17 protein-coding genes, 2 pseudogenes and 1 riboswitch are annotated in these 19,058 nt (G+C 36.5%); of the genes and pseudogenes, 10 read left to right on the top strand and 9 right to left on the bottom strand.

What is annotated here, in order from left to right; genetic code table 11:
• The first annotated feature begins 319 nt into the window (after nucleotides 1–319).
• Nucleotides 320–1,363, top strand: coding sequence for an AI-2E family transporter (locus ACQKNC_RS12530; RefSeq protein ID WP_427425172.1), 1,044 nt, complete (start codon nucleotides 320–322; stop codon nucleotides 1,361–1,363).
• A gap of 623 nt (nucleotides 1,364–1,986) precedes the next feature.
• Nucleotides 1,987–2,112: pseudogene (locus tag ACQKNC_RS12525) on the top strand (excalibur calcium-binding domain-containing protein); the annotation flags it as partial.
• A gap of 65 nt (nucleotides 2,113–2,177) precedes the next feature.
• Here the strand turns inward: ACQKNC_RS12525 and ACQKNC_RS12520 are convergent.
• Nucleotides 2,178–3,527, bottom strand: coding sequence for an MATE family efflux transporter (locus tag ACQKNC_RS12520; protein ID WP_427425171.1), 1,350 nt, complete (start codon nucleotides 3,525–3,527; stop codon nucleotides 2,178–2,180).
• Nucleotides 3,514–3,981, bottom strand: coding sequence for an N-acetyltransferase family protein (locus ACQKNC_RS12515; RefSeq protein WP_427425170.1), 468 nt, complete (start codon nucleotides 3,979–3,981; stop codon nucleotides 3,514–3,516). Before ACQKNC_RS12515 ends, ACQKNC_RS12520 begins: the two co-directional genes overlap by 14 nt.
• A gap of 124 nt (nucleotides 3,982–4,105) precedes the next feature.
• On the opposite strand from ACQKNC_RS12515, the gene ACQKNC_RS12510 reads away from it, so the two are divergent.
• The 3 genes from ACQKNC_RS12510 to ACQKNC_RS12500 all read left to right on the top strand — a co-directional run bounded on the left by ACQKNC_RS12510 (nucleotide 4,106) and on the right by ACQKNC_RS12500 (nucleotide 7,767).
• Nucleotides 4,106–4,942: a MerR family transcriptional regulator gene (locus ACQKNC_RS12510; RefSeq protein ID WP_427425169.1), complete on the top strand. Its 837-nt coding sequence runs from the start codon at nucleotides 4,106–4,108 to the stop codon at nucleotides 4,940–4,942.
• Nucleotides 4,943–5,295: 353 nt separating this feature from the next.
• A complete protein-coding gene (locus tag ACQKNC_RS12505) occupies nucleotides 5,296–6,573 on the top strand; it encodes an SMI1/KNR4 family protein (protein WP_427425168.1) in 1,278 nt (425 codons plus the stop codon).
• Between the two features lie 18 nt (nucleotides 6,574–6,591).
• Entirely contained in the window at nucleotides 6,592–7,767 is a 1,176-nt protein-coding gene (locus ACQKNC_RS12500) for a DUF4272 domain-containing protein (RefSeq protein WP_427425167.1), read from the top strand.
• A gap of 229 nt (nucleotides 7,768–7,996) precedes the next feature.
• Here ACQKNC_RS12500 and ACQKNC_RS12495 read toward each other — a convergent pair whose 3' ends face one another.
• From ACQKNC_RS12495 to ACQKNC_RS12485, 3 genes are all read right to left on the bottom strand, one after another.
• The gene (locus tag ACQKNC_RS12495; protein ID WP_427425166.1) at nucleotides 7,997–9,421 is read right to left on the bottom strand and encodes an erythromycin esterase family protein; all 1,425 of its coding nucleotides are present in this window, start codon (nucleotides 9,419–9,421) and stop codon (nucleotides 7,997–7,999) included.
• A gap of 180 nt (nucleotides 9,422–9,601) precedes the next feature.
• Nucleotides 9,602–9,955: a hypothetical protein gene (locus tag ACQKNC_RS12490; RefSeq protein ID WP_427425165.1), complete on the bottom strand. Its 354-nt coding sequence runs from the start codon at nucleotides 9,953–9,955 to the stop codon at nucleotides 9,602–9,604.
• Nucleotides 9,956–9,978: 23 nt separating this feature from the next.
• Nucleotides 9,979–10,674 (bottom strand): DUF2225 domain-containing protein, encoded by a 696-nt coding sequence (locus ACQKNC_RS12485; RefSeq protein ID WP_427425164.1) that lies wholly within the window; start codon nucleotides 10,672–10,674, stop codon nucleotides 9,979–9,981.
• A 457-nt stretch (nucleotides 10,675–11,131) separates the two neighbouring features.
• Between ACQKNC_RS12485 and ACQKNC_RS12480 the strand changes: the two genes are divergently transcribed.
• Complete coding sequence (locus ACQKNC_RS12480; protein WP_427425223.1) at nucleotides 11,132–11,905, top strand: Cof-type HAD-IIB family hydrolase; 774 nt, start codon at nucleotides 11,132–11,134, stop codon at nucleotides 11,903–11,905.
• A 616-nt stretch (nucleotides 11,906–12,521) separates the two neighbouring features.
• Nucleotides 12,522–13,118, top strand: a complete 597-nt coding sequence (locus tag ACQKNC_RS12475) for a DedA family protein (RefSeq protein WP_427425162.1) — start codon at nucleotides 12,522–12,524, stop codon at nucleotides 13,116–13,118.
• A gap of 58 nt (nucleotides 13,119–13,176) precedes the next feature.
• Here the strand turns inward: ACQKNC_RS12475 and ACQKNC_RS12470 are convergent, their stop codons facing one another.
• From ACQKNC_RS12470 to ACQKNC_RS12460, 3 genes are all read right to left on the bottom strand, one after another.
• The gene (locus ACQKNC_RS12470) at nucleotides 13,177–13,914 is read right to left on the bottom strand and encodes a cyclase family protein (protein ID WP_427425161.1); all 738 of its coding nucleotides are present in this window, start codon (nucleotides 13,912–13,914) and stop codon (nucleotides 13,177–13,179) included.
• 98 nt (nucleotides 13,915–14,012) lie between these two features.
• A riboswitch (SAM riboswitch) is annotated at nucleotides 14,013–14,117 on the bottom strand.
• A gap of 146 nt (nucleotides 14,118–14,263) precedes the next feature.
• Nucleotides 14,264–14,674, bottom strand: a complete 411-nt coding sequence (locus ACQKNC_RS12465; RefSeq protein ID WP_427425160.1) for a hypothetical protein — start codon at nucleotides 14,672–14,674, stop codon at nucleotides 14,264–14,266.
• A gap of 260 nt (nucleotides 14,675–14,934) precedes the next feature.
• Nucleotides 14,935–16,119, bottom strand: coding sequence for an MFS transporter (locus tag ACQKNC_RS12460; protein WP_427425159.1), 1,185 nt, complete (start codon nucleotides 16,117–16,119; stop codon nucleotides 14,935–14,937).
• A gap of 109 nt (nucleotides 16,120–16,228) precedes the next feature.
• Here ACQKNC_RS12460 and ACQKNC_RS12455 point away from each other — a divergent pair, with 109 nt between their 5' ends.
• Nucleotides 16,229–16,612 (top strand): winged helix-turn-helix transcriptional regulator, encoded by a 384-nt coding sequence (locus ACQKNC_RS12455; protein ID WP_427425158.1) that lies wholly within the window; start codon nucleotides 16,229–16,231, stop codon nucleotides 16,610–16,612.
• Nucleotides 16,613–16,680: 68 nt separating this feature from the next.
• Here the strand turns inward: ACQKNC_RS12455 and ACQKNC_RS12450 are convergent.
• Nucleotides 16,681–17,525: pseudogene (locus ACQKNC_RS12450) on the bottom strand (aldo/keto reductase).
• A 222-nt stretch (nucleotides 17,526–17,747) separates the two neighbouring features.
• Here ACQKNC_RS12450 and ACQKNC_RS12445 point away from each other — a divergent pair.
• Nucleotides 17,748–18,221: a GNAT family acetyltransferase gene (locus ACQKNC_RS12445; RefSeq protein ID WP_427425157.1), complete on the top strand. Its 474-nt coding sequence runs from the start codon at nucleotides 17,748–17,750 to the stop codon at nucleotides 18,219–18,221.
• A 194-nt stretch (nucleotides 18,222–18,415) separates the two neighbouring features.
• Nucleotides 18,416–18,862, top strand: a complete 447-nt coding sequence (locus tag ACQKNC_RS12440; RefSeq protein ID WP_427425156.1) for a VOC family protein — start codon at nucleotides 18,416–18,418, stop codon at nucleotides 18,860–18,862.
• The last annotated feature ends 196 nt before the right edge of the window (nucleotides 18,863–19,058 follow it).

The raw sequence follows: 19,058 nt of genomic DNA, 5'->3' as shown, positions 1-19,058 counted from the left end.
AGAATAATAGGATTAAGGCTTATAACGCTGATTCGGCTTTCACTAAAGTACAAAAGTATTGTCATTAATTTCTAAATTTGATAAGACATACAATTCTTTTTTACTCCTTGGATTCATTAATTTCTTATGGGACTTATAAAGCAACATGCATTTAAGTCTTTTTCTAAGTGATTATGGAAATAATAATCCAATAAAGGGGTGGATTTACATAAGAATGATACGTAATGTTTTACATCAATTTATTAATTGCTTATGTTCATTTGATAGCGAAACCCAGGCAGTAAAGGCAGCGAAGCCGTTTTGTAGAAGGAGTGAATACATGAGTAATTTCTTTCGTAGTAATGGATTTAAACGTTTTTTAATTCTAGTCGGAATCGCTATTGCAATATATTTGATGCGAAGTATGATCAATCTTATTCTTCTCACGTTTATTATTACTTACTTGATGAATCAGCTTACCACGAAGGCAACAAAAGAGGTTAGAAAGTACGTACGGATAAATGAGAAAGCTGTGACAGTAACCCTATATCTTTTACTTCTTGCAGGTATTGTTGCTGTTATCTACAAGTATTTGCCTGTCGTGACCCAGCAAGTTACACAGCTCTTTGATCTTATTGCAAGCTTTAGTCTCAATCCAAATGATAACGAAATTACAAGGTATTTAGCTCCGACCTTTGAGAAGATTGAACTGGGCAAATATTTAGAGCAGGGTGTAGACCTCACGCTAAAGAATCTTACGAATATTGGTAAAATCATTTTACATGTATTCATCTCACTAATTTTGAGTTTGTTTATTTTACTTGAGAAGAAACGTATTACGGAATTTACAGCAAAATTTAAAGATAGCAAAATGAGCCATCTCTACGATGAACTACATTATTTCTCAAAGATATTCATTCGTTCCTTCGGTAAAGTTATTGAAGCGCAGTTCATTATTGCCGCTGTCAACTGTGTTTTATCTGTTATTGCTTTATACATTATGGGCTTCCCACATTTAATTGCACTAGGGATTATGCTCTTTATACTAGGGTTAGTGCCAGTTGCAGGAGTCATCATGTCCTTGATTCCTCTAAGTATAATTGCATATAGCATAGGCGGTCTAATGTACATTGTCTATATTATGGTTATTGTTATGGTACTACATGCTATGGAGGCATACTTCTTAAATCCAAAGCTAATGTCTGCCAAGACAAATCTTCCAATTTTCTATACATTCATCGTCATTCTCTTCTCAGAGCATTTCTTTGGTGTATGGGGATTAATTATTGGTATTCCATTATTCATGTTCCTTCTCGATATTCTGGGAGTTACATCCTCAGAGGATGAACAGAAACAGGCAATGGAAATACAAGAGGACAAATGAATCGAATAAAGTTTTCGTTCAAAAAGGAATCAAGTGTGTTTGGTTCCTTTTTGTTTTTTCCTTAGGCGGATTTGGGAATTTTCTAGGCCCATGGTTTGGATGTATCTTGGAGAACGACTATGTTTTATTTGTGGATAAATTAAGGCGCACATAATTTATACTCAAGTTTGGGATTTGAAGATTATGGAGACCGCTTTGGTAAAGAGATTGCTGTCATCAAATATTTAACTTCTTTCAGCGGGTGTCCAAACTCCCGCTGAAAGAAGTTAATGCTCCGGCGGATGTCACGGAATTGGTAAGGAGTTCACATAGGATGTTAGCCTAAAATCATCGCATCCACGCGATAACGGCTAACTGACCTGCATTAATTACGCAGGCCTAAGCACAAAGTCGATTCCGGACGCAATTATGCCGAGGCATAATTGATATGAATAATATTAAAGGGAAAAGGGGCCAATTCAAGGCCCCTTTTGAATTTGTCTTCATTTTATTTTAGTATTGTTTCGTAATCCTAAATTATGTAATATTACCCATAAGGAGGTGTTATAGTGAAAAAGCTACTTTTAACTTTATTAACAGCGACATTAGTATTTGGGTTCACACCATTTAATGCGGATGTACAAGCGAAAGAGGTATTTAAAAACTGTAAAGAATTAAATAAAAAATACCCTAAAGGTGTAAAAAAAGGTCATCCTGCTTATCAAGATAAGCTTGACAGAGATAAAGATGGTTGGGCTTGTGAAAAATAGAAATTAAACAGCCAAACCCCTTTCGATTATTGTATCGAAGGGGGTTTAACTTATTTATATGTGCTTTATTTTAAGGAACTTACTTCTGAGAAAATTGCATGTGGTTTGTTCTTCATAAATATAAAAATTAGCAATGCGGTAATGCCTTCTGCGATAGGGAATGTCCACCAAATAGCTTGTGGACCAAGTAATTTAGGCAATAATATTAGAGTAGGGATAAATAGTATAATACTGCGAAGTAACATAATAGTTGTTGCAAGACGAATTCTTTCAATTGATTGGAAGAATTCCGCAAATACCATGTTCACTCCAAGGAATACATACCCAATTGCAAAGTATACAAAGCCTTGTGCTGCCATATTGCGAATTTCAAATGTACTATCACCAAATAATGCTATTAGCTGAGAAGGGAATAACGTAGCAATTATGACAGTAGTTAAACCTAAAATAAATGCAGTGGCTATACCTATTTTCAATAACGCTGTTAATCTCTCTATTAATCTTGCACCGTGGTGATAACTAACAAGGGGCTGTAGGGCCATGCCGATACCAAGGAATACTGTTAATAGTACGGTATGAATATAGTTAACCATCGCGTAGGCGGTAACTCCATCTGAGCCCAAATAGTGTAAAAATGTCACATTATATAAAATGACAATAACAGCTACGGAGGATTCAACGATAAAGCTTGGTAGCCCAATAGCAAATATTTTCTTTAAATCAGATAGACTGATAAATTTACGCACAAACTTTAATTCGGATTGCTTTCGGAAGAAATGTAGGCAAAGCACTGACATACCGATAATTGTGGATATTGCTGTAGCTAGGGCACAGCCAGTTACGCCGTAATTGAGCACGAAAATAAAGACGTAGTTTAAAATAATGTTTAACACAGATGTAGTGATTAAGCCCATCATCGCAAGCTTGGGGTTACCATCATTTCGAATAAAAATGCTTAGTAAGTTTTCAATTGTATAGAACACACCGAAAATCAAAATAACATGTAGGTACTCTTGGACATAAGGAAAGGTAGCATCACTTGCCCCAAATATATAGGAGATTTCCTTTAAATTTAATAAAAGTATTAGAATCAGTGTCATAACGACAACGATCATTGTTGTAAATGCTAATGTAAAGAGCTGGTGCGCTCTTTTTTTATTGCCCTCACCGAGTGAAATTGAAAATAGTGTTGCTCCACCCATACCAATCCAAAGGGAAATAGATAGTAAAATCGAGAAAATCGGTACGGCGATATTTACTCCTGCTAAAGCGGCTGGTCCAACTCCGTGACTAACGAAAATACCATCCACTAAAATATTGACTGACATCAGCAACATACCAATCATAGCCGGGAATAAGTATGATAAAAATAATGGTTTTAGTGGTCTTGTTTCAATTGGATTAATGGTAGTCATGAGCATGTGCCTCCTTAACCATCACCTTTTCACCATTTTCATCGAGCTCGCCGTTAAAGGAGAATCCGAATTTTTTATATAACTGAATAGCTACTATATTGTTGTCATAAACGCTTAAATATATATTTTGACAGCTGTATTTAGCTTCTAAATAATTAATAAGCTGCTGTAAAAAGTATTTTCCCAAACCTTGGTGCTGATAGCGCTCGTCGATGAAGTAGCGATCTAACCAAACACGCTGCGTATTGTTCTCGTGTGGGAACACACCATACATTGCGAAGCCGACCGCAATGTCCTCCCTATATAATCCAACTGGAATAAAACGTGTATCAGTTTCTGCCTCCGCCAGGCATTGCACTGTACTCTCAATAAAATCATGCTGACTATCTGCAATGCTTAATGATAAAATTTCCTTTTTGTTTAAAGCTGTAATGTCACGAATTTCCGTGAACATAATGTCAAAACCCTTCTGTTTTTAATTTCTTTCAGCGGATGAAGTATGCCGAGGTATACTTGCTTGTGAATAGCTACAATTTAATGTATATAGTAACTATATAGTCAAGGAGGGAAACTTAAAAATGTTTAATAAAAATGTAAAATATTTTACAACTGGTGAGTTCGCTAAAATTTGTAAGGTTAATAAACAAACGCTCATTTACTACGATCAAATCGGTTTATTATCACCGATTATGAAGGATAGTAAAGATTACCGTTATTATTCCATTGCGCAATATGAATTTTTTAGTGTGATAGAGCTATTAAAGGCGGTTGGCATGTCTTTAAAGGATATTCAAAAATATATGGCAGAAAAATCACCTGAAAATTTCTTAGAATTAATGCATCAGCAAAAGGAAATTGTAGCGAGAAAACGTCGAGAACTAGAGATGATTGAAAGTATTATTGATGTAAAAATCGATTTAACAGAGGAAGCCTTACACCTTGATTTTGATAGTATTACGATAGAGCAACTGCCAGAGGCAACATTGTATTTAAGTAAAAATATCGAGGATTCGACGGAAGAACAGTTTACGAAGGCTGTATCAGACTTTATAGATGAATTAGATCGCTCTCAGTTAGACACAGGTTATCCTATTGGAGGGATTACAAGAAGAGAGCAAGTATTAGCCGGAAACTATGATAATTATAGTTACTTGTATATAGAGCAACCACATCCACGAGAAGGTCATCCTTATTTCGAGGCGATTGAAGGAGAGTTTATTGTTGGATACCATGTAGGAACGTCTACTACACTTAGTGAAACTTACGAGCGATTATTTAAGGTTATGCGAGAAAAAGGTTTTGAACTAGGGAAGTACGTATATGATGAATATATTTATGATGCCGTTATTAAAAATCGTGAAGAGGATTATGTAACGAAAATTATGATAGAAATTAAAAAGGGTATTGATAAGTAAAATATCACTTTATAGTTACATTCAGATGTTCTATAAGTAGATATCTTTAAATAGTGATACTGAAAAAGGTCTAGGAAATAAAAATAATAAGGTAATTTATCATATATTTTGAGCCTTGAATAAAGTAAAATCTTAGCATTTTAACATAAATTAAGCCTTGTTCTAATAAGTAAATGATTTCATGACGATACAAAAGAAAGATGAGCTTTTATGAATTTAAAGTAGAACGTAACACATGACTAAATATGATGAGAGCATGATTCGTGAAACATATCGACTATCGTTGATGGAACAGTATTTGTACTACTGAAGCCCAATTAATTGACTATTTTTCTTAAAACGGAGGGATCGTAATGCAAAAATGGGTTGAACGATGGACGCAATTAATAAAACAGTTTGAACAGCAAGGAGCTTTGGTGCATCCGATTGAGGTGGCACCTGTAGCTACAGAACAAGAGCTATCAATAGTAGAGGAGCGACTTGGTGTTCGTATTCCTTCTGAGTTCCGTAATTTATTACTATATTGTTCGCGACAAGTGGGGATGTATTGGTCTTTGCCAGATGAGGCCCTACTCCCAATTGAACTAGAGGAGACGCCATCAGGTGATTTTGGTTGGAGTTTGGAAGAGCTTGAATTCCCTGATTTCGGCGGTGACGGTGAAAATCTAGATGAACAACTATATTTACAGTTTCACACGGCTGGCAACGGTGATGCACTTCTTATTAGGATTGAGGATGGTTCGGTTTGGTATTGGAGTCATGAGGAAGATGAGTTTGACTTACTTGCTGGGAGTTTTAATACCTATGCTGAACGAGCTACAGCTTTAGGTTGTATAGGTGCAGATTGTGGCCAGCATCGACAGTTTTGTAGTGAGGATGGACTGGATTTAAGCCTAACAAGCTCTCAAATATGGCTTAAGTGGCTTGAACAATATTTCACGCTAACTCTAAACCAAGCAATGTCTAACTTGGAATCCTTATTAATATATGTATCGATGCATGGAGTGACAGATACTAAAGTTCAGAAAGCATTTGCACAGTTTGATTCTAGCAAGGTATATCATGCACTCCGCAATAAAATTGAACAATCATTGCCACTAGCAGATAAAGAAGCATGGAGTGAAGTGCTAGTAAAGGTTTGTGCGGTAGAGGCAAGGGATTGGGGAAGGATGCTCTGGAGTGACAAAAATGATATGCCTAGTCGGATTCGAGATTATTTAACAGCAAATTGTCTACCAGCTGAAGAAGGTTTATCTCTTGTTCTTCAAGATATCGAGAAAAAGACGGTTGATTCCTATGAAGCTTTACACCGACTACGTCATTTTCATCATCCAAAAACGATAGCTTGGATGAAGCCGTATATTTCATTTCCAATAGATGGATGGGACATACTTTTAGCAGAATCACAGCCAAGTGCAGAGACGTTATTTGAATGGTTGAACGGCAGTGAAGCAGAAAGGCTTACAGCGATACGGGCGGTATGGCAAATGATGCAGCAAGATATGACGCCAACAACAGGTGTAGATAAAGACAATTGGAGACCATTGCTTGCTTATTGGAAGGAACACGAAATACTACGAAAAAATAAACAGCTATTTAGCCAAGCGCTTGCAGGCTTAGATAGTTGGTGAATAAAAGGGGAGAGAAGATTGAACTATTTCACAATATTTGCATCTAAGAACAACATTGATGATATTGAAGTTAAAATTTTAGATGTTTTTGTAAAAGGCTTTGCGATCGATAAAAATGACAATGAGTATTTAATAAAGTCCAAAGCCCTGTTTAAAAAACATAAATTAATAATTAGAGTCATGTCTGAAGATACGAATCCAGATTACTTCGCTAATAATATTCCTGGGATGATTGGGTATTACGACAATATACCTTTTGAAGATGACAATTTAAAGGAATTAGTTTTGACTCAAATATCTGTTTTAAATACAGTGATTGCAATCGAATCGGAAAAAGAGATAAATGAAGAACAGATGCAGTTATTTACGAACCTGCTATCAAGTATAGGGGGGATTGGCTTTTTACCGAATGGCACTTTACTAGACGATGAAGGGATCGTTATTGTTTATCCTGACGGGCAATCAGGACCATCCAATTTCAGACCTCATGCGTGTACACGCAAGGTAATGGGACAAGAGGTGACATCAGAAGAAGGCGAGCAAAGAAAAAATAACACGATAGCCTATTTAAAGGAAAGAGCTATTCCATATACAGCTTCACTCCCCCAGCTCCCACCAATTGGGGCTTGTCAGTTTAAAACCCAAGAGGACATCGCTAGAAGAGCCGTAGCATTGTTAATAGTTATTCAATTTGCCTGTGATGTGGCTCAAGGTGGAAATGTAGAAGAATCGCGAGACTTTTTCATCAATATGTTACGCACATATAAAGTGGAAGACTATCTAACTGGCAATGAAAGAGCCTTTTTACAAACTTCTGAACCAGATGTACAAGAAGCCATTAATATTTCTTGGCAATACGAGGCATATTGGACACTTATTTGGGCACTTGGATTTGTTGAGAAGCTCGATTTTCCTGATGAAGTATGCGATTGCGAGTATGCCATTCAAGTTGTTTCTAACTGCGAAACGTTTGAACAATTTTATTTACACACTGCTATGCGTAGTCAGGAAGAGATTTTAGATGAGGCTGACAAAAATTACAGACACCATTGGGCTTGCGTAGATAGTCGTATAAAAGACCAAGCGGCCCCTTCTGGGATGAATGAAAGCATCGTTATGGAAAGACGAAGAGGCTTGTTCTGGATGATAGGATATCGCCATGAGGAATGGGATACTATTTCGATGGATACTTAAACATAAAAGGAAAATAGCAAACTAGAAGTAGAAACTAGTTTGCTATTTTAACAATATTATTTTATCCCGCATTAACGGGCAGTAATTTATCTGTACCGAAAGTAAAGCGTCAGGTACAAGACTCCATCTCAAAATTCAATGAAAGCAAAGAAAGGACTGCCCGTAAAATCCCGATTGGTAAAGACTAATAATCAATGGGGATGAAGAGAGAATCCCACTGATTAAAGTTTTACTTTATATAATTTGGCTTACTTACTTTATCAATCAGAAGAAGGCCATCATATTGATCTCGTGGAACAAGGCTTTCCTGAATCATTCCCCAGCTATACGATAAGCGTGGCTCAAACATCCATGAGTTTCCTCGCTCATTTTGACGGTTTCGTAAGTCGATAAATGTGTATGGTTTATTTGACGATGAAACAATATCCTCGATTGATCCTTTTATTTGTGGTGAAACGGTCATAGATTCACCCATATTGTTTGCTGTTTCCCCACCTGCCATATAAAGACCAAGCACATAGCTATATTTCTTATAAATATCTGGTAGGCGCTCGCCCATTAATTTTACCGGATATGGAGAACCCATTACTTCGGATTGTGCTTTACGAATATGGTCATTATGCGCCCAGACGATGAATTTTTCAGTTGGATAAATCTCCTCTGCTAACCAAAGTAGGTTTTCCATCATTGATTGGTCACGCCATTCCATTGTCTTTAAGAAAGAATCATATTTATTTTGTTCAGTTTCAATGTTTGCTTGAATTGATAGTTCTACATATTCGTCTGCTAAACGAATTCGATCAGCTAAAGTACGTTCCATAAGCTTTACAATATGAGGCTCGCTCGGATAAGCCACTTTTAACTCTTTTTCTTTTAGCTGTACTTGTGATTTTACTTGTTTATATACTTCGATAATGCTTGGTTTCGCTTTTTGGTAACCTTTTAGATCCGTACCGAAGCTCCAGTCAGCAAGTTGCTCCTCTACTTCACTGAACTGTTTAGCAAGCTTACTATTTTGTAGCCAGTTACCGTTTGTGAATGCACCTTGCTGTTGAATATCAAAGCCTGCTAATTTTAATGGTTTATCGGTATTCTGTGTTTTTTTAGCATATTCAAATAACGGCAGTGTTTCTTTCGTCCACCATACGCCAAAAATAGAATCCTTCATCGTTTGTAGCGCTGCTTGTTTGTCAATTTGTCCTTGAGCATTCATAACATTCCCCATACCACTTTCGAAGGCAAGAACATTGTAGCCCATTTCTTGATGTAAAAACTGAATTATACGTGTTTTTGCTAGGTTAAACTCAGCGACACCATGTGAACTTTCCCCTAAAAAAACGATGCGCTTATCATGCAATAAAGGCTTTAGCATCTCTAAATCTTCAAATTTAGTAGATGGAATGTTTTGTTGACCAATTGCTTCAGGTTGAATAGATGTTAAGCTGTAAGCATGATCGTTTGTCCACTTTTTCCACTCTTGAAGTGTTTCATTGGATGTGCGGGCTTGCTTTACTTCAAAATTGTTCTCCAAAGCTACGCGTTCTTCTACCGCTGGAACCGCTGCCGATGCGTTTGATACTCCGCTGAACGCTGCAAAGCTTGTCAACGCAATACTTAATGATAATAAAACCTTACGTTTCTTACCTTTTGTCACTTTCTATCAGTCCTTCGCTATATGTTAAGACTAATTATAGGTGGTAAAGTTTAAAGTAAAAGGGAACTTCGTTTAAATTTTGTTTAAATTTGGTCAAATGTCATTATTTTGGATTATTTGAGCGGAGGTAGGAAAAAAACATCTCCAAAGTGTAAGTACACTGTAGAGATGTTAGTTATTTTATTTGTAGTGATACGTGCTAGCTCTTTGATTATTCCGTTGTATTTGATTGAACCAGGCACGATCCTTTTCCTCTTGTTTTAATGTACTAACGATGGTGGATGAGCAGCTAACACATATTTTTGCCTGAGTAATTTGTCCACAGCGCTCACAAGGTGCGCCTAAATTAGGGAAAATCGATTTTTTCAATTTTCCTGCTTTTACCCATTTATAGAGTAGCTCAGATGAAACCCCAGTTAATGCAACTACTTCATCATTCGTTAAATAGCGATTATTTTTTCTCAGCAAAAAATGATGTAGGTCTGAAAAAATATCTTCTTCTCTCACATCAATCTTTTTAGTAAATAGCTGCATGTTGATCACTCTCCTCGTTTACTTCAATTGATGACTTCTTCTATATTTTCATTTGCGTTGTTAGGTTGCTCGTCATATTTATAGTTTTCCCAGCGATTTCGTGCTAGTTTTCGATATTTATTGGAAACATTTCGATCTGCTATTAGTCGAGAAAATCCCTTTTTCGCCTCAGTAATATCTCCAAGTCGTAGGCTTAATTCTGCATGTAAAAATTGAATTCTCTCGCCGCCCTCTTGATTGGATGCAAAAGATTTGCTGTAAAAATCTCTAGCAGCAAAAAGGTAGCGCATTTCTGATTCATGATCATTTTTTAAGCGATATAGCCAGGCTATTTTTAATGCGAAATTGGCCATAAGAAGTGACTCTTCCATTGCTGCTCTTGATACAAGATAAGCTAATTTAAAGCTTACAATGGCATCATCGATTGTACGTTCCTTGCACATATCCCTTGGTTTCTGAAGCTCTTTTATGTACAACTCATCAATAAGAAGTAAGAAAGGCCCATATGTTCTTGTCATAGATTTGTGGTAAGCATAGCCACAATGTGGACAAACGGCAACCTCATACAATAACGGGTTTAAACCTTCATAAACTGGCATGAAATCTGTTTGTTCTTCGATAACTTTATATCGATTAGGACGTACTTTATATGTGGTAAAATGCTTTTTGCAAAATTTGCAATCCACACTACTTTCATAGTAGTAAATGTTAAATGCCATAAGAATCAACTCCTTTACCTCGAAAAAAATATTATTTCTTTTGTTCTATTTATATGATGAATAATATCGTTCAATGTATTTAATTTAGTTATCTTTTATTTTAACAATTCTATGTTCTTTGGTATACTCCTTTAGAATTATTGAAATAAAAATGTTCATTACTTTCTTAGTTGTTTGAAATTTCGATATGTAACCGTAGTAGTATTTATCGGTGTAGTAGAGGCAAGTTATACACCTCGTTTTAGTTTGTCAAATTACGTACAAAAGTTTAATTAAAAGCTACTAATTTTCATATGATAAAGTTGTTTGTGTAGGTGATAATACCTATAGTTAATTTTGATATAAAGATGTTTCTTAATGTAAAATTAAAAGTGTGTTGGTGATGATTAATGGGGATGATGAAAAATGGTTAATCGATATACTTGGTGAAAATAAACAAAATGATAAGGAGCGAACGATGAATTATAAAATTGTATTTTTTGACGTAGATGGGACGCTTGTTAATTATGAAGATGGTCGTATTGAAGAAAGTACAAGGAACGCTATTGAGCGATTAAAAAACAAAGGAATTCATATTGTTGCTGCTACAGGAAGACCTTTATCAATGTGCCAGGAGTTAAGAAATATAGGAATAGAGACGTTTATTACAGCTAATGGAGCATATGTTAAGCATCAAGATCAAGTAATACATAAAATACCTGTTGCAAAAGAAATTGTCCAGGCAGTTAAGGATTTTGCTGATGAAAATAAACAAAGTCTCTCGTTTTTTACAGAACAATTATCGATGAATAACGTCCAAAAACAAGAGACATTGAAAGCTATGCAAGAGACATTATCTTTGCGAGAGTTTCCTATGATTAATGAAGATATTTTAACGCAAGAAGTTTACTTAATGTGTTTATATGGCAATGAGGATGTGGAGAAAAAGTATATTTCAAAATTCCCTCATTTATTATTTAAAAGGTGGCACCCTTACATTACAAACGTTTTGCAACATGATGTTTCCAAATCTATTGCTGTTCAGGCTGTACTAGATTATTTTAACTTGAACCCTGGGGAAGCTTTTGCTTTTGGTGATGGAGATAATGATATCGACATGCTGGAGCAGGTTGGCTTTGGTATTGCGATGGGCAATGGTAGTGAAGCATTAAAAAATGTTGCTGATTATGTAACGAAAAAATCAACTGAGAATGGTATTGATTATGCTCTTCGTGAGCTACAAATAATTTAACTCCTTTCAGCAGATGTCTTTTGACCGAAAGCAAAGCGACAGGTACAGATGTCTTTTGACCGAAAGCAAAGCGACAGGTACAAATATTTTTTGTACCGAAAGCGAAGCGACAGGTACAGATGTCTTTTGACCGAAAGCAAAGCGACAGGTACAGATGTCTTTTGACCGAAAGCGAAGCGACAGGTACAGATGTTTTATGTAACGTAAGTGAAACGGCAGTTACAGAAGTCTCCCACTTCAATAGGTGGTGAGATGAATGTGGTTTTAAGTCACTTTTCAGCGGGTGTCCAAACAACCCCTGAAATAGAGGAACTCAGTCTAAGAACGCCACGTCCTGTGGCGACGACTGAGTGACCAACATCATGCTGTTGCTGTCGCTTCGTTGCACTACGCTTTCGCGCAAAAGACATCTGTTGCTGTCGCTGCGTTAGCACTACGCTTTCGCACAAAAAACATTTGCAGGCCTAAGCACAAAGCCGATTCCGGACGCAATTATGCCGAGGCATAATTGATTGGAGAAAACTGTATTAAATACATAACACTCATAATGTTGTTTCCATTGAGTTATTATAAAGCTAACTATTAAAAATTATTACGTTTTAGGTGGGATGGAATTATGGCGCATCATGTGCAATCTCTTATTGAACATTACGGATATTTTGGCATCATTCTTATCCTAGTTGGAGGGATTGTTGGGCTACCACTTCCAGATGAGATATTTTTAACATATGTAGGGTATAGTGTTTATCGCGAAACTCTAGCACATATCCCAGCTTTAATCAGCGCTATCGTAGGTGCGGCAGGGGGAATTACCCTGAGCTACTATATAGGTTATAAATTCGGGCTTCCTTTATTGCAAAAATACGGTTCGAAAATCCATATTACTGAACAGAAAATTGATTTTACTAAAAAGTTATTTGCGAAAATAGGTCCAGGATTATTATTAATAGGATATTTTATTCCTGGTGTGCGTCATCTAACAGCATATATTGCGGCTATTAATAATTATCCTTATAAAAAATTTGCTTTCTTTGCATATACGGGAGCAACTATATGGACATTTACTTTTATTACCTTAGGAACGATACTTGGAGAGAAATGGCGTTATGTTGGGTTATATGTATCCCGTTACAGTGTTTATCTTATAGTATTGTTCATATTAATAATGTTGATCGTTTATTTTGTTTTCAAAAGAAGGAATACAGCGAAATAAATTATTTTCATGAAGAAAGGTCTGATTCTATATTTATTGAATCAGACCTTTTGCTATATTAAGGTAATATTGCGAATGAACGGACAGGGAATCCAGACGCTTTTTCAGGCTTTGGCACAATATTGAATATAGCGGCCCCTTTTGGAGGTAGTTTATCCAAATTTGTCATAAGCTCAATTTGGTAAGTATCCTTCTCTAGCACAAAATATTCACCGTCTAACTTACCGTTTTTACGAAAATCTGCTGCTGAATCCGTGTCAAAAGTTTCGTGGCCAATAGCACTTACTTTTCGTTCGTTGAATAAAAATTGTAACGCTTCTAATCCCCAGCCCGGAATATGATTATTACCATCAGCGTCCTTATTGCTGAAAGACTCTTTATCTGGCCAACGTTTACTCCAATCGGTACGCAGCGCAACAAAGGTATCTGCTTCAATTTCTCCATATTCAGCTTCAAAGTCAAGAATATCTTGAATACTTAACGTGTAGTCGTTATTAATTTCGGCTTCCTTCGATTTATCAATAACGATTAGTGGTAGCACTAGTTCTTTTAGCTCCAATTCTTCTAAATAGCGTGTATCTCGCACAAAATGAATAGGTGGGTCGATATGTGTTCCGTATTGCCCAGGGAAAGTGAATTGTTGTGCAAAGAAGCCATCGTCATGCGAAAATAATGTTTCAAATTTTGCATCGTCAAACATAAAGAAATGAGGAGAATTTGGACCAAATGTATGTGTTAAATCGACCCATTCTTTCGATTTCAATAGTTGAATTGCTCGTAAAAGTTCGTTTGTCATAATAGTTCCCTGCTTTCTTTTAATTTTTTTGAATGCAACAATAAAAAAGAGTCCTCCTTGAAGAAGAGGACTCTTGTGCAATGCAACATAAGTAAGTCTTCTCATCTTCAAGGCTGAATTTTGCCAATTGGAATTAGCACCATACCTATAGGCTGGTTGCTGAGACTTCATAGGGCCAATCCCTCCGTCTCTCTTGATAAGAAAAAATAATATAAGAATTTTCAGAAATAACAATTACAAATACTTTAGCATATTTATTTATAGTTTACAAGTTCGATAGGGATACAAGGTTAAAATTCATAAAGATGCTAAAGGCAAAAAAAGTGGCCCTCTTCAAAGGACCAACTCTTCACCAACCCAAAATTAATGTTAGTTTACAACAGCTACTTTCAGTAAATGTTATACGAAATCCATCTGGTGTATAGGTAGTTTCGTATTTTATAGTAATGCCTGTTGACGCAATTAACTTTTCAACTTCTGTTTTCTTTGATTGTTGTGCCGCGTCCATAAGATCATGTGCAAATTGCTCTGATTCATCAATTTTATCCGTAAGTAATTGTGCTTGCTGCATAATATCCTTGATCCGTTTCGCGGAAGTCTTCAATTTCTTTGTATTGACGATTGGAAATGGACTTCTATTCGTTGGGTTTGTCGGCATTGCTAGATGGCTAGAAGGGTGTTGAATTGTTGGCTGATTTGCCATTACCCATGCCGGATAATAATTAGGATAGACAAAATACGGATAAGGATTGTAATACAACTAAATTCCTCCTATCCTATGCTGATACCTTATATTATGTACAACAAAGCCATTTGTTGCTGCCGCTACGCTTTCGCACAGAAAAGCCATTTGTTGCTGCCGCTTCGCTTTCGCACAGAAAAGCCATTTGTTGCTGCCGCTTCGCTCCAGGGTCTCAACTATGACTAATCCCTGAGGAGGTACCCGTTGATAAAAATTGAAATTGTTCCGATAAAACGAGAAAAGATTCCGATAAAATGAGATTTTGTTCCGATAAATCTTCAAAGTTTGTTTCTATCAAAGAGTAACCATAGAAATGTAGTAGCTGCAGCAATCATCACCATGCCGAATCCGTATATAGGAGTATGAGCTAATGATTGATGACGAATGATGAATCCTCCGATGTATGACCCTAGAAAAATGCCAATGTTAAAAGCTGAAATGTTTAATGCTGAAGCCATTGAAATAGCTGATGGTATATACTTTTCTGAAAGCTGAACGGCATAAAGCTGTAATCCTGGCACATTCATAAACATAAATAGCCCCATCATAAAGACCATCAATAATCCAATGATTGATGATTCCAAAAAGAAGCCGATGCCGAGTACTGCCAATGCTAAGCCGATAAAGATAATAAAAATAGAACGTAAAGGGTTATTATTCGCAAAACGACCACCTAATGTATTACCGATGGCAACACAAATACCATATACAACTAAGATCACGACAATTGCCTTTGGTGAGTAGCCCATATACTGCTCTAAAATAGGAGAAACATAGGTGTATACAACGAATGCGCCACCATACCCAATTGCAGTAATAAAGAGGATTAATAACATTCGAATATTCCCTAATACTTTACCAATATCTCGAATGGATATTGGATTACCTTTCGATAAGTGACTTGGCACGAGCAGGGCATTACTAATTAATCCAATGATGCCTATGAGAACAATGAAAATGAACGACATTCGCCAATCAGTTACTTGTCCAATAAAAGTTCCTAGCGGGACACCAGTGACAGTTGCTAATGTTAGCCCTGTAAACATAAAAGCTATTGCACTTGCTCGTTTATTAGGTGCCACAACATCTGCAGCGATAACAGAGGCAATAGACATAAACACGCCATGTGCTAATGCTGAAATAATACGGCCGGCAATTAGTAATGAGAATGAGGGTGCTAGAGCTGCAAGTAAATTCCCGATAATAAAAAGTACCATGACGAGCAATAACACATTTTTGCGACTAAGGCGCGATGTTAATGCTGTTAAAAGTGGTGCACCAATAGTTACACCTAGTGCATATATGGATACGGTTAAGCCCGCAGTACTTAATGTTATATCAAAATCTTTTGTAATTAATGGAAGTAATCCGACGCTTATAAATTCTGTAGAGCCGATACCAAATGCACTGATGGCAAGTGCGAGTAATGTTAGTTTGGCATTCGGCACTTTTGTATCTTTCATTCTAATAATATCTCCTTTGATTTTTTGTATAGTGTATAGTAATATTCATACATACCAAAAAGTTCGTAGGGTACTTTTAGTTACTTTTGAATATTACAGGGGGTTTACAATGAAAAAAGTTTATAATATTGGTGTTGAAGCCACTCTTGAAGTCATTGGGGGCAAATGGAAACCTATTATTCTTTGTCATCTTAACCACCATGGTCAGATTCGTACGAATGAATTTCGCCGATTGATTCCAGGCATTTCGCAAAAAATGCTAACAAGCCAATTGCGTGAATTAGAGCAGTCTGGATTAATTAATCGCAAGGTGTTCAATCAAGTACCGCCGAAAGTTGAATATTCGTTAACACCTTATGGTCAAGAAATGGACCCTGTGCTGAACATCCTTTGCACTTGGGGTGAAAAACATATCGAAAAGCTACAAGATAAAGGTGAAGATGTACTGTTAATGCAACGTGATGAAGATATCGCGATGATGCATACATCTTAAATAGATTGGTAAGAGACTGTCACGAGAAGAAAATTAGACAGTCTCTTTTACGTTTACATAGCTATCGTTTACATGACAAAGTCAAACACATCTGGGTTTGGTCCAACACGTTGTTCTAGATTCATAGCGTTAATGATCGCCATCTCTTCATCAGTTAGGGTGAAATCAAAAATATCAGCGTTTTGAATCATACGTTCTTTACGCACAGATTTTGGAATTGTGACGATACCATTTTGAATATCCCAGCGTAAGATCACTTGAGCATTTGATTTCTCGTATTTTTCAGCTATTGTTGAAATAGTTTCATTATCGAGGAGTCCACCTTGCATTAATGGTGCCCAAGCTTCCATTTGTATATTGTGCTCTTCGCAGAACGAACGTACCTCAGTTTGTTGCAATCGTGGATGTAGTTCTACTTGGTTAATAACTGGTGTGATACGAGCTATTTTAAGAAGATCCTGTAAGTGCGAAACTTGGAAGTTACATATCCCAATAGCTTTAATTTTCCCTTGCTCGTATAAATCTTCGAGTGCTCTCCAAGCTTCAGCAAATTTATTTTTACCTGGCCAATGAATGAGATATAGGTCTAAATAATCTAGCCCTAATTTTTCTAAGCTGTCCTCGTATGCTGCAATTGTCTCTTCATAGCTCAAGCCATCGTTCCATACTTTTGATGTAATAAATAAATCCTCACGTTTTAACCCAGTAGTTGCTAGTGCCTGACTAATACCTCACCAACCCCTGTTTCATTACCATAAATAGCAGCAGTATCGATACTACGGTAACCAACCTCAATCGCATTTTTCACCATTTCTGCTGTAACATCATTCGGTACTTGAAATACGCCTAGACCCATACCAGGCATTTGTAAGCCGTTATTTAATGTAATTTTATCTTGTAAATGATTAATCATTTTTCTGTCCTCCAATTTTCACTTGTGCTTTGTTGCTTTCTTATTATGCTTCCGTGCTATTGCAAAAAAAAGTACGCACTTTTTGGTTTCATAGAAACGTGGAGGTTACTTTTGTGAGATATCAATGGTTCACTGTAAGAAATTTTTATTAATTTACATGGTTCGGTCCTCTGAGTACGTTACAATTAGTGGTAGAAATCTTCGAAAAGGGTTGGTGAGCGTATGGTAACAACAAAAAACTTGGCAAATCACTTAGAAGTGACCGAAATAAAGATGTTCGAATCAAGGCTTAATGCAATTAAGGAAATTCAGAACAATGCAATGGGAGTGGAGGTTGGTAAATTTGATGGCGCCTATGCTTTCGCAATTAAGAACATTCCCGGTCCCTCTTACAATGTGGTAAAGGGCGATAGTTTTAGTTCGGAGAATACTATAGAAAAAATCCTTAGCTTTTATAGAGCAAGAGAAATACCAGCTCGTTTTGATTTAGCTCCACAATACGCAAATGCTACTTCACTACAAAAATTACATAACGCCGGCCTTTATCAGAGTGATTTTCATGCAACATTATATTGTGAGCTAAATGAAGAGATGGTAGGGAAAATAAAGGATTCGCCCATTAAGATAAGACAAATGAATGAAGCCGAATTTGATCGTTACGGAAATATCTACGTTGAGGGTTTTGGACAGAAGTAAAATAAAACGGTTACCAGAAGGTGGAAGGGTATTTGCTGCTTGAAATAGAATAAGTAATTGATGCTTTTATCTTCATTCAGCAAAAATGTTTTCTGTAGCGAAAGCAAAGCGACAGTAACAATGATTATTTGTGCGAAAGCGAAGCGACAGCAACAATTACACCAAGGCGAAATTGATTTAAAGGAGATGGATAGATGAATCGTTTAAATTTAATTACATTGGGTGTAAAAGATATGGTGGAGTCTCTTAGATTTTATAGAGAGGGTCTGGGGTTTGAAGTAATTGTTTATGGTGAGGAAACCAATCCAGATGTTATTTTCTTTAATAATGGAGGAACAAAAATCTCACTGTTTCCGATTGACCGTTTAGTAAAAGATATAAACGAGGCAAATCCACCTGCTATCTGCAATGACTTTAATGGGATTACGCTTGCTTATAACGGAAAGTCGAAAGAAGAAGTTGATCAAGTGTTTGATTTGGCTAAAAAGGCGGGGGCGAAAATTGTCAAAAAGCCAGAAACTGTATTCTGGGGTGGCTATAGTGGTTATTTCCAAGATCCAAATGGCTACTATTGGGAAGTTGCTTATGGGGACATGTGGCAGTTTGATGATAATGATATGTTGATTATTACAAATAGCTGAAAAGAGAGACGTATTTGGGGGTTCCAAATACGTTTTTTTATGGTTAGCTTGGTTTATCGACGGATTTTTAAAGATATCGCCCAACTTTTAAAAGTTATCACCCAACTTTTTGATTTTATCACCCAACTTTTAAAATTTATCGCCTAACTTTTTAATTTTATCGACATACCCCTAGCCTTAGATGTGATTTATTCAA

The sequence above is a fragment of the Lysinibacillus sp. NPDC094177 genome (assembly GCF_050279145.1).
Taxonomy (GTDB): Bacteria; Bacillota; Bacilli; order Bacillales_A; family Planococcaceae; genus Lysinibacillus.
Note: the sequence above shows the minus strand (reverse complement) of the source record. Positions and strands in the feature narration are given on the sequence as shown.